This window comes from Paenibacillus sp. FSL H7-0756 (assembly GCF_038006765.1).
Lineage (GTDB): Bacteria > Bacillota > Bacilli > Paenibacillales > Paenibacillaceae > Paenibacillus_AQ.
The window spans coordinates 3662406-3674436 of sequence record NZ_JBBOVT010000001.1 but is presented as its reverse complement, the minus strand read 5'-3'; the positions used below and the strand labels follow the sequence as shown (position 1 = coordinate 3674436).

The 12031-nt window shown below is 48.0% G+C and carries 7 protein-coding genes and 2 pseudogenes; 3 read left to right on the top strand and 6 right to left on the bottom strand.

What is annotated here, in order from left to right; translation table 11 throughout:
- Positions 1-330 precede the first annotated feature (330 nt).
- A pseudogene (locus tag NST04_RS34020) lies at positions 331-1887 on the top strand (IS1182 family transposase).
- A gap of 319 nt (positions 1888-2206) precedes the next feature.
- On the top strand, positions 2207-3406 hold the full coding sequence (locus NST04_RS16070) for an IS110 family transposase (protein WP_076155703.1): 1200 nt from the start codon (positions 2207-2209) through the stop codon (positions 3404-3406).
- A 127-nt stretch (positions 3407-3533) separates the two neighbouring features.
- On the opposite strand, the gene NST04_RS16065 is transcribed toward NST04_RS16070, so the two are convergent.
- The 6 genes and pseudogenes from NST04_RS16065 to NST04_RS16040 form a co-directional block, all read right to left on the bottom strand.
- Positions 3534-3977 (bottom strand): copper amine oxidase N-terminal domain-containing protein, encoded by a 444-nt coding sequence (locus tag NST04_RS16065; protein ID WP_341139854.1) that lies wholly within the window; start codon positions 3975-3977, stop codon positions 3534-3536.
- An 82-nt stretch (positions 3978-4059) separates the two neighbouring features.
- Complete coding sequence (locus NST04_RS16060) at positions 4060-5214, bottom strand: YrpD family protein (protein ID WP_341185047.1); 1155 nt, start codon at positions 5212-5214, stop codon at positions 4060-4062.
- 167 nt (positions 5215-5381) lie between these two features.
- A pseudogene (locus tag NST04_RS16055) lies at positions 5382-5678 on the bottom strand (IS5/IS1182 family transposase); the annotation flags it as partial.
- 513 nt (positions 5679-6191) lie between these two features.
- Positions 6192-9479 (bottom strand): ATP-binding protein, encoded by a 3288-nt coding sequence (locus tag NST04_RS16050; protein WP_341185046.1) that lies wholly within the window; start codon positions 9477-9479, stop codon positions 6192-6194.
- Complete coding sequence (locus NST04_RS16045) at positions 9466-9837, bottom strand: response regulator (protein WP_341185262.1); 372 nt, start codon at positions 9835-9837, stop codon at positions 9466-9468. The genes NST04_RS16050 and NST04_RS16045 overlap by 14 nt, the downstream gene beginning before the upstream one ends.
- 49 nt (positions 9838-9886) lie before the next feature.
- On the bottom strand, positions 9887-11521 hold the full coding sequence (locus NST04_RS16040; RefSeq protein WP_341185045.1) for a GGDEF domain-containing response regulator: 1635 nt from the start codon (positions 11519-11521) through the stop codon (positions 9887-9889).
- A 233-nt stretch (positions 11522-11754) separates the two neighbouring features.
- Between NST04_RS16040 and NST04_RS16035 the strand changes: the two genes are divergently transcribed.
- Positions 11755-12024: an ACT domain-containing protein gene (locus tag NST04_RS16035; protein ID WP_341185044.1), complete on the top strand. Its 270-nt coding sequence runs from the start codon at positions 11755-11757 to the stop codon at positions 12022-12024.
- The last annotated feature ends 7 nt before the right edge of the window (positions 12025-12031 follow it).

The following is a 12031-nucleotide window of genomic DNA, read 5'->3' as shown; positions in this document are numbered from 1 at the left end:
ACTTAATTAGCTAAAAATGAGGGGATGTCCCATAAGCCATGAAATGGCTGGGCCCCCCTTGTTTTGGAGCTGGATGGACGTTTGTGCTCGGTGAGGACGCTCCGCGAACGAAACGTTGTTACAATCGCTGTGCTCTCCAGATTTTTTTCATTCCCCTTAGCGGTGAAAATCCGAAGACCAAGGCGACCGCTATCGCTTTTCCACAATCATTCCGTTCTCTCCCCTGTTTAAGCGGGAAATGGACACAATATTTATAAAAACACAAAAAAAGAAACCCCTCTTTTGGTAAAATGGAGTTACCACACAACCATTTCAAAGGAGAGGTTTCTTTTGTACATTCAATATACCATGGACCAACTTTGCTTGCCAATGGATCTCGAAGAAGATATTCCAGAATATCACCTCGTTTGTGTCGTGAATGCCGCTGTCAATCGGCTGGACAACGCCATCTTTGACGCGGCCTACCCCGGTGGCGGCCGTGACAGCTACCACCCCAAAATGCTGACCAAAGTCATCATTTACGCCTACACCCAGCGAATTTATTCTTCTCGTCAAATCGCCAAATCCGTCCGGGAGAACATCCTCTTCATGTGGCTCGCCGGACGGCTGCGGCCAGACTTTCGTACTTTGAATCGTTTCCGTTCCCAGCGGATGAAGACCATTCTCGAAACTGTATTTACCGCCGTGCTCCAATTTCTGGCTGACGAAAAATACGTTTCACTGGAGCAGTACTTTGTGGACGGAACCAAAATGGAGGCGAACTCCAACCGCTATACGTTTGTGTGGGGCAAAGCGGTCAGCAAACACAAAGCCAAACTACAGGAAAAGGTGCAAGCCCTGTTCGCTGACATTGAAACGGCAGAAGAGCAGAAAGAACAGCAGAATCAAGGAAAAGATCTTGTTGAACTCGGTTCAGGTTCTGAAGTGAGCAGTAAGAAACTCGAACAAGCCGTGCAAAAGCTTGAAGCTGAGCTTGCCCTAAAACCGAAAGACAAGCCCCTAAAAAAGGCAGTACGGAAGTTACGCAAAGATTTGCTTCCCCGACTGCTGAAGTACGAACAGTACCAAAAGCTGTTTGGTGACCGAAATAGCTTCAGTAAAACAGATTCAGACGCGACCTTTATGCGAATGAAAGAAGACCACATGCGAAATGGCTAGCTAAAACCGGGCTACAATGTACAGATTGGGACCGAAAACCAGTTTATTTTAGCCTACAGTCTACATCAAAAACCGACCGACACGCGCTGTTTACAGCCGCACATGGAAAAAGCACAGATCCTTGGGAAACTTCCAAAGACCGTCATCGCGGATGCTGGCTACGGCAGCGAAGAAAACTACGCCTACCTAGAAAAGAAAGAGATTCAGGCGGTAGTGAAATACGGCAGCTACCACAAGGAAAAGAGCAAAGCCTGGAAAGCGAATGCCGGAAAGATTGAGAACTGGGCGTACGACGAAACCGAGGATCGCTGGACATGCCCGGCAGGACAAACGCTGTATTTCCGTAAAGAGAGCAAGGAAATCTTAGAGAGCGGATACGAAATTCGGAAGCTTCATTACCGAAGTGAAAACTGCGAAGGATGTCCGCTAAAAGAAAGCTGCACGAAGGCAAGCGGAAATCGGAAAGTTGTGGTGAGTTTGGAACGCTTTCGGTACCAAAATCAGGCTCGGGAAATACTGCGAAGCGAGGAAGGATACCTCTTAGCCGTTCACCGAATGACAGAGCCGGAAAGCGTATTTGGACAACTGAAGAATAACCGGGGCTTCCGGCGTTTTCTGCTTCGCGGTATCGAAAAAGTGACGCTCGAGGTCGGTTGGCTTTCACTTGCCCATGATGTATTAAAACAAGCTGCAAATGACCAAAAACGCAGAGCAGCGATTCTCCAATAACGGGAAAATCGCTGCTTTTTGAGTTTTAAGCTTTTGAAGATAAAGGCCTGGCTCAGCTAGGTTACTTTTGGGACAGCCTCTTCGTATTATTAGGTCAACCAGAGATTACTGGTTGGCCTTTTTTAATAACCGTTTTACGATGGAGGCAGCCGGGAGAACGTGACAGCCTCTGGGGATAAACCCCGTACTAAAAACAGTTCTCCCACCGCCCCCTTCTACCATGTTTGAGCTGGTTGAGGCCCTGACCTCGTATCACAAGCGAAGCTGTGGAGTAGGAACCATTGTGGGAATACCGGCGAATTCGAATGAGGAGGAGAAGATGAAACCTGTTATTGGCATGGATGTAGCCAAAGGAAAATCTGTTGCCCAAGCATTTGTTAAGCGGAACTATCCTTTTGGACGAGTCCAAGAAATTCTTCATACCCCTAAAGGGTTTGAAAAGCTAAAACAACTCTTGGAGGAATTAGAGCAGAAGACGACCCACAAGCCAGCCGTTATTTTAGAACCCACCGGACATTATCATCGTATCCTGGTGTTCTATTTGCAACAGGCTGGATATGAAGTCATTCTCGTCAATCCGTTGCAGGCACAGAGAGCAAGAAGAACTGGTTTGCGTAAAGTCAAAACGGACGCATCAGATGCCTGGCATTTAGGGGAGCTGTACTATCAGGAAGAAAACTGGTCTACCTATCCTGGACGGAAAGAAGCGTTGGTGGACTTACAGTTCTTAACCCGAGAGCATGAGTTTATCACAAGCTTGTACGTTCAAGCCAAACTGAACATGCGTACACTTGTAGATCAGATCTTTCCGAGTTACGAGGGTGTGTTTAAAGACTTATATTCCAAAACCTCCTTGAACTTGCTAGAAGCTTGTCTCACTTCAGAAGGGGTGAAGGCTCAGACTCCAGAAGCTTGGATGGGCATGGTGAAAGCGGCTACCCAGGCTTCACGCTCTGAAACTTGGATGAACCGCAAGGTAGAAGCACTACAGAACGCAATCGCGGATAATCCCGTGCAGCGCGTTCCTTATGGTCTGGAGATGGCGCTGCGAAGCCTGCTGGCTCTTGTTCGTGAATTTCAAAAGCAACTTACAGAACTCGAAAAAGTGATCCTTGAACTGTCACAAACTCTGAACGAAGTTCAGCTTCTGGAATCCATCCCTGGGGTCGGAACAAAGTTAGCCACGGCCATTGTTTCGGAAATCGGGGATGCTTCACAGTTTCGCCATCCCAAACAACTGGTGGCCTACGCCGGAATCGATCCAAGCGTCTTCAGTTCAGGGAAGTTTGTGGCTACGCAGAACAAGATCACGAAACGGGGTTCCAAGCGACTACGACGAGCGATGTATTTGGCGGTAACATGCGGATTACGACGAGGAATAAACCCTGGTCTCAGGGAGTATTACGACAGAAAAAAGAGTGAAGGAAAGCCCCACAAAGTAGCCGTGATCGCTTGCGCCAACAAGTTACTCCATCACGTGTACGCTATGCTTAAGAAAGGGCAACCCTACACTCTTTAATTGATTTCATCCATAAACTTCCATTTCGTGGAGGTTTATTTGATATGCTTTTTTACAGTATATCAAATGTACACGTTCTTCAAAAGCTCGACTTGACATACCATTAGCTGGTTTTAAACAGTAAAGTTTAACTTGGGAAATTAATATTTATTGAAGCATCATCTGCTGTTGTACTCCAGGTTACTTTTGCTCCAAGCGATTCAGATATAAATCTCAAATTCACATAAAAAATACTACTGGTTGGTTCTAGTGAAGGTGCTTGATTTAATTTTATCAATTTCCCATTTAAATAAGCGTCATATGAATTATCAGTCAATTTAATTGTAGTATCATCTTTTGTTGCAGTAACAGTTTTGCTACTATTATCCCACTTCACTGTCATTCCATATGCTTCGAAGATTGGACGCATAGGGACAAGCGTAGTACCAAGAGAAGTTACATTAGCATAAATATCCATTTTTTCGTTATTTATAAAAACACTCGGATGTTCTCGCGAAGCAAATACACTGCTTACCCCTGATACTAATAAAATAACCGTCGTAGATAATAATATTTTTTTCATTTTTCTCATAATGTGCCTCCAATTTAAAAATAATAGACAATGATCATCTTAATCCATTGCCTATTATTATAGTTGTTAAATATTGCTAGAGTCAATAAATACTACTATTTACAACAATTTGAACGGAAGAACTACTTGTTATATTAACATTTGATTGATCATTCTGAGGAGTTGTGATTGCCCCGCTTGGAAGTGGGGAACCATTAAATTGCAAACTTGAAAAAGTTGTTTGATTTTTCCCTGTATCATCATTACTAACAACAGTTGATAATAGTTTCCATCTGCTAATTGAAGGAATATTGTAACTACCGCTGGACTCTAATATGGTGATAAGATTTGTGTCCTGAAGACTGTATCCACCATATGTGGGTGAAATAGCCCATCCATCAACCTTCATTCTTGCTTTGCCATTATAATTATACCACCAGTAGATCAGTGGGCTTGTTCCAGGTTTATATCCATTCTTGTTCTGTACTTCACCATAACCCGCTGCAAACGAAGTACCATATTGATCCCAACCAGTATCAACATTAGGTATGGTTGCACGCAACTTCTTTTTCAAAATAATTACTGGCTTCCAACCATAGGAAGTTGAGCTTGGTCCTAAGTTATTATAAAGTTCAAGACCCATATCCGCTGCCCAAGAGCCGATACCATTCGCATTGGTAGAGGAATATTCAAACCCTCCATAGTTAAAAGCAACATGCGTCGGTCGGTCTAAACTTACAACACTTGAGTTAGCTTCTGGAAGACTCATAAGCCCCATAAGATAACTTCCAGCAGAACCAGTAGTTGTTACGTTAACCCTTCCTCCCACTCCATCTGTAATAAATCCTGTACTTGTAGCAGCGGTTTTAAAAGTGTTTTCTTCAGAATTGGAAATTAATAAATCTTCCACATTCGTTTCTGCTTTATCTACAACAATAAGTTGCGGCTCTTCATTAGCCGCCTCTTCATAAAAATACGTATATTGATCATCAAATGTAATGTAATCATAGGTTTTTTGATCAGAGGATCTTGCGAAACTAACTCCAGCACCTCTTTCTTCTGCAATTGCATCCTGTGCAACATCTAAAATACCCGCTAATTTGTCGACTGAAACCTCCTGAGTTTCTTGATGAACGACATTTACATCCGGCAACCCCAAATCTACTGGTGTTGAAGTATCCTCGGCAAATACCGAGGTTGGGATTGCTGTAAGACTTAAAATCAGAAGAGACATTAGCAACTTTTTCCTTCGATTCATAAAATTACCTCCTCGTTGGAATGAGATAATTCTATCATTCGTTATTTTCTAAATATAGTAAATTTATCATTGTTATTATTTTACAGCAAGCATATAATGAGATACTTTCTTACTCTAATATCGTTTAGGAAAGGGGGAGTCTTTAAAGTCATTCAGGCACTGTTCGTTTCCTTCCCGTCGTTTCGTTCTCCCGTGGTAAGGGTCACTGCCTTAATGATTCGCTCTTCACTCATCGCGATATGGGTCTTGTACGCAGAAAATGTGGAATTTGCGCTTTTGTGGCCCGCTTTGGCATCAGGATCGGTAGAAGTCTGCATATGTTTAACATCGTCCACAACGGTTTCATTCAGCAAATTAAAGGGTTCTTTCACCTTGGGGAGTCCTGTGAAACGTCCGTCCTTCTCAATCACCCCAATAAGATCTTGGAAGTATAGAATTTCATCTTCCAGTGCATTCGTAACGGGAGGTGTCCGCAGATTCGGAGGCTTGCGAAGCCCGTCACTGGATGGGGGTTTAATGCCGTTATGACTTTGCTGTCCGAGTTGTCGTTCCAACTAATGTACTCGTTTTTTCAGCATAAGAATCTCTTCGCTTGTGTGTCTACAAGTTTTTGAAGGTGTTGATTCTGTTCGGTTAAGGCCCGATTTTGGTCGAGGAGCATTTGGATGAAGCTTGAAATTTCAGGATCACCCTTACTTATCTGATGGACTTACTGTAGGCTAACATCCATACCTCATTCACCTCCCGAGTTTTGTCTTTTTTCTATCGACAGAGCGACCTAAGTAGTAACGGTTTTTCCGATACATTTGGCCCCTTTCCCACCAGAGAACCCCCAAATATATAAAAAACAAGCCCCCCGAAAGAGACTTGTTCCGCTATAACTTTAATCAATCCTATTATTGCACTACCCATGTACTCACTGAGCACTCACTATACGCTCACTCTAGCTCTCACTCAGCACTTACTCAGCACCCACTCTAACTCTCACCAAGCGCCGCTCCATGCCCGGCCTCACCGTTATCCGGGAACAGCACCTCGCCTGTCTTCAGCTGAATATCTACAATCTCCTGGAGCGTACCCGACAGCTCGCCTGGCGGATAGGGCTTGGTCAGATATTTCTGCACGTTATCCATCATGCTCTTATCGTCCTTATCCAGCGCCGAGGAGATTACAATCGGCACTTTCTCGGTCCGGGGATCGTCCTTGAGCATGCGGATCAGATCCCAGCCGTCAAGCTCATCGCCCAGCATCAGATCCACAACGATCGCTACGAAGGGCGTTTTGACGGCCTGGTCAAAAGCTTTTTGCGGATGATAGTGATGGGTGACCCGGAAGCCCTTGCCCTTCAGCTCCTCCGAGAGCAGCAGCGACAGGCTGTAATCATCCTCCACAATCATCACATCCGGCTTCTGCTCCTTGCCAGCGCCCCATCTAAGCGACGGCTCCTCCTCAAGGTGGCCGGTCTCGGCCTGCATCACCGGAAGACGGAACCATACCGTCGAACCTTCGCCTTCAACCGATTCAATCCCGATTGTTCCCTTCAGCTTCTCAATAATTTCCTTGCAGATCGCCAGGCCGAGCCCCGTACCGCCAATCCGCTTAGATGCACTATTGTCCACTCTGCGGAATTTCTGGAACAGCTGCCCGATCTGATTCTTCGGAATCCCGAGTCCATGGTCCTGAATCCGTACCATAATGCTGCCCGGTTCGTTATGAAGCATGACCTTCACTTCACTGGCACCCGGCGAGAACTTGATCGCATTGCTCAGCAGGTTGGTCAGCACCTGGATAATTTTATCCTTGTCTACCTCAACCCCGGGATTCAGCGCCTCATCCTCCAGCAGAATATGGTGGGTACCGCTCAGCTTGTACTGATCTATGACACTCAGGACGGTCTCGCTAAGGTTGACCTTTTCCACATTGTACAACTGTGTGCCGGACTCCATCCGCTGCAGGTCCAGGAAGTCGTTAATCAGGTCCGTCAGACGCTTGGCTTCCTTATGAATCGTCTCCAGATATTTCAGCTGCTTCTCCGGCTTCATCGTTTTGGACAGCAGCAGCTCCGTGAAGCCCAGTACACTCGACAGCGGCGTCCGCAGCTCATGGCTGACGGTGCTGACCAGCTCCGACTTCATCAGATCCAGCTCATACTCGCGGGTGATATCCCGGTGAACGAACAGCGTCCCCACCCGGACCTCCCGGCGGAAGACCGGTATGGCATAGGCATCCACATGCTTCATGTCTTCCTTACCGATGGAGTACTTCATCGCACTGGAGTCAACGTTATGCTCGGACATCGCTTTCAGGTAAAAGCGACCCAGCTCCTCCGATTCATTCACCCGGCGGGTGAAATGCTCCATCCAGCGCTCCTTGGGAATCAGCATGCCTTCCGTCCAGTCCTCATAGCTGAACAATTGGCTCAGCGCCTTGTTGATATGCTGAATGACGCCCTCCGTGTTGACGAATTGGATGCCTTCATTGACGTTGTTCACAATATCCCGGTTCAGCTCACGGCCATTCTCGATCTCCTCGTACATGAACAGCCGTTCAATGGCCAGGGCGACCCGGTTCATTATCCCCTGAATTTCACTGGTCTCTTCCTCTGTGAACGGATGCCCGATGCGGGTTCCGCAGAAGACCGCCAGAATCTCATCCTCCGCATTCACTACAGTCGTATAGTAATCGTAACAATACACCTCATTGGCGGAAATCCCCTGCTCTCTGACTGAGCCTACCCGCTTCACCACATACGACTTTTCCACGCTCAGGCGGTACAGAATCTCCTTGCTGCCCTCACCGATGTACCGCTCCACATTCTCCGGCGGAACCCCTTTGACCACCGCTATCTTATCCTTGACCAGCAGGAAAAGACTGGAGTCGAACGAGAACAGGCGGTTCATGAATTTGTTGAACTTGTCGGCGAATTCATGCTTGTCGAGCGTATAGGTAATTTCATGATTCAGCTGATTGTTAAGCTCCAGCATCATGGACGTCTGCTCCGTGCTTTTCAGCGTCTCCGCCAGCTCCTGCTGCACATTCTTCATTGAAGTAATATTATTGGCAATCAGGATATACTGGTAAATCTGGCCTTCATCGTTCAAGTAAGGCATGATTGTCAGCTGCAGCCAGAGCGGCGAACCTTCCTTCGCCGTAAGCTCTGCCTCCCCGCTCCACACGCCGCCGGTCGACAGCTTGCGGACCATTTGCTCTACCTGTGGTTCTGAAATATTATGCAGCTCAAACAGCCGGTAAGTGTATCCGATAATCTCGGAGCTCTTGTATCCCGTGTAGACGCTCAGATTATCGTTCACGTAGGTGAACACGCCTTTGTTCGACAGAATGCCGACGGCAGAGGTCTGATTCAGCGCCTTCATCATGCTCTCGATCTCACTGAGCGACCGCTCCAGCCTGAACTGCTGATCCTGAAGCTCGTCCTGCTGGGCATGCAGCTCTTCATTCTGCATCATCAGCTCTTCCTCTTTGTCCTGGATGCTATGGGCCATATTCAGGAAGGCGTCATAGAGCCGCCCGATCTCATCCTGCTTATGCAGCTTACCGAGCAGAACTGCATCCCCGGCAGCCAGCGAATTCGTTGCTTCCTCCAGCTTCACAATCGGATCGATGATAATTTTGAGCATCCGCCAGATCAGCAGGGTGAAGAACAGCAGCAGCAAGGTACTAAGCAGAAAAGCAATGAAGGTGAACGTATCCGCCTGCCTGATGGAGCGGGAGTTCAGCTCATTCAGCAGCGCATCCGAATTGGTTTCGAATTGCTTGGTATAGCCCAGGTATTCGTTCACAGCCTTGGTGCTGCCGCTCTGGGACAAGCTCCGGATTCCCACATAATCATTATTTTTCACCAGCCGCATCACTTCGGGCAAGGTCTGGCTTTTGTACTGTTCAAAGAACACCTTAAGGTCATCTCTGTACCGGATTTCTTCGGCTGACAGCTTCAGGGAAGAGTACTGCTCCAGAATACCGTCAAGCCTCTTAACCGCAGCGTTCAGCAGCGCAAGCTCATTGTCACTCTGGGTAGCCACATAACCTCTCGCCCGGAAAAAGACCTCGCTGAGCGTCACCGCCAGCTCGTTGATCGTTGCCGTCTTATGTTGCAGCACTTCACGCTTGTGATCCAGCTGTTCCTGCTGGACATTGATATAGAAGACCAGACCGATTCCTCCGGCCATGATGGCAACGAACAGGAGAAGAAGAATCCGGTAATATTTCGTTTTGATGCTCCGGTCAGCAAGCTTAAGATTTCTCACTCAGAATGTCCTCCACGAGCTGCAGCAGCTCCATCGGGCTGAACGGCTTCGGCATAAAATACCGGGCTCCCGCCTCTCTAGCCCGGTTACGGTCCATCTCCTGTGCCTTGGCGGTCAGCATCATAATCGGCGTCCGGTTCTTCAGCTCCCCGTCCAGCTCGTTCAACACTTCAATGCCGGTCATTACGGGCATCATGTAATCCAGAATCACCAGATCGTATGGTTCTGCCGCCAGCCTGGCGAGCGCCTCGCCCCCATTCTCAGCGGTATGGGTCTCCACATTATCAAGATCCTCCAGCGTATCCTCAATCAGCATGCGCAGAACCTCTTCATCATCTACAATCAATACCTTTTGCACCATAGCTCACTCTCACCTTTCAGTCATCCCTGCTTGGGATGCATTGCATTTAGAACAGAAACCGGTGGGCCAGACGCTCAATCCGGGTCAGCAGCTCCGGCAGATGGAACGGCTTAATGACATAATCATCCGCTCCCATCTGCAGCGCATGGATAATATCCCGCTGGTTATTGCGCCCGGTCAGCATAATCACGAGAATGTTCAGTTCAGGATAGCTGCTGCGGATCTTCTCCAATACCTCCAGCCCGTCAAGCCCCGGCATGACGCCGTCCAGCAGAATAATATACTTCTCTTCAGGAGCATACCAGTCCGACTCCAATAGAAGCGCGCCGTCCGCATAACTCGCAACCTTCACTCTGGCGTTCGTCCCAGGCTGCCAGGCAGCGAAATGGGTCGTCACAATTCTGCGGATCAGCGGATCATCGTCCACAATAATGACATTCAGCAGCGTCTCACGCTGGCTCAACAGCAGATCCTGGCTGTACAGGGTACTCTGGTTCCGGCCGTTATGCTTGCTGGCATATAGCGCCAGATCGGCTTCCTCAACTAATGTATCGGCATCCGGCACCTCTTCGGTGACCCCGGTCACCCCGCAGGAGAAGGTAACATGGAAGCTCTCGCGTTTGGCCTGAAATTCCCGGGCCGCAAAGGCCGCCTGAATCCGCTCCATCACCAGCAGCGCCTGCTCCGCAGGCGTATTGGGCATGAACAAGGCGAACTCCTCTCCGCCATAGCGGCAGAAGGTGTCCTCCGTACGGATCGACTGCTTCACCAGCTCCGAGAAGCTCTGCAATACCTCGTCCCCCATTAGATGCCCGTACGTATCGTTCACCTGCTTGAACAGATCCAGATCCAAGAGCGCGAGAGAGAAGGTCCGCCCGGTCCGCCTGAAATCGGAGATTAGCTGCTTCATCGTCTGGTTGAAGTACTTGCGGTTGAACGCCCCGGTCAGCTCGTCGACAATGATGGATTCCTGCCACTCCTTTTTCAGCTCGAAGCGGTTCTTGATCAGGACCAGGAACAAATCAATGTCCACCGGCTTCTGGATATAATCCATAACCCCCAGCGAATAGGCATACTTCTGAACTTCAATGGAATGCTCGCCGCTGATAATAATGATCGGAATCCGCTCTTTCTTGGCTTTGCCGATAATCTGCTTCAGCACATCAATCCCGCTGCGGTCCGGCAGCAGAATATCAAGGAGAATTAAATCAGGCTTGGTCTCATAAAAAAGCTTCAGTCCGCGTCCGGCCGACAGCGCAATGCTGACATAATAGGACTTACGCTCCAGCGATTCCCGCAAAAAAGCGACCAGCTCGACATCATCGTCGATGATCAGAATCTCGTACTGCTGGTGGACATTGCCGTGGGACAATGCAATACCCGGAGTCAGCGGGGGCACCGCGCCCTTACTGTCCGGCTCCCCGAACAGCTCCAGCAGCGGGTAGATATAATCGCCCCACTCGGCTTCCGTCCAGCTTCTATAGTTATCATCCGAGAAATAGAGCAGCGCATTGCCGGAGAAAGCCTCCACGGCATCGAGACCCACAGTGCCTGAGGTGCCCTTCAGATTATGCAGGAAACGGTAAATATCCTTTTCCTCGACTGCTGACTGTTCCGACCATTTCTGCAGAGTTTCTCTCGTGCGCTCTTCCACCAGCTCTTTATATTTTCTCGTTGTCATAATAGCTCCTTCAGTCCAGCTTATCCTACAAAACTCCAATAAATCATATTTCACATCAAGTGTCAATGTTATTATAACCTCAGGAAAATGCAAGCTCAAATCTCTGATCAGCCCGACACAAAAGCTTTGGTTGATAACCTATCCTTGATTTGACATAATAATTAAAATCGTTCATTCCGTTAATGCGGCAATGAGCGAAGATTATAGATTATGGATAACGGGAGGCTTTTCAATTGAAGGGGATTATTACTGTACTCGGGAAAGACAAGGTAGGCATTATCGCCAAAGTATGTACATACCTCGCAGAGCACAATCTGAACATTCTGGACATCTCCCAGACGATTGTGCAGGATTATTTCAACATGATGATGATCGTGGACATCTCTGCCCCCAGCAAGTCGTTCGAGGCGATTGTGGAGGAGCTTCAGCAGGTAGGGGAAGACATCGGTGTGGAAATCAAGCTGCAGCATGAGGATATCTTCAATATTATGCACCGGATTTAACCGGCGA

What these genes read in the sequence shown, in the direction of transcription:
- NST04_RS16060 (WP_341185047.1), bottom strand. Translation starts at nt 5,214, where the DNA reads ATGAATCGAAGGAAAAAGTTGCTAATGTCTCTTCTGATTTTAAGTCTT.
- NST04_RS16070 (WP_076155703.1), top strand. Translation starts at nt 2,207, where the DNA reads ATGAAACCTGTTATTGGCATGGATGTAGCCAAAGGAAAATCTGTTGCC.
- NST04_RS16065 (WP_341139854.1), bottom strand. Translation starts at nt 3,977, where the DNA reads ATGAGAAAAATGAAAAAAATATTATTATCTACGACGGTTATTTTATTA.
- NST04_RS16040 (WP_341185045.1), bottom strand. Translation starts at nt 11,521, where the DNA reads ATGACAACGAGAAAATATAAAGAGCTGGTGGAAGAGCGCACGAGAGAA.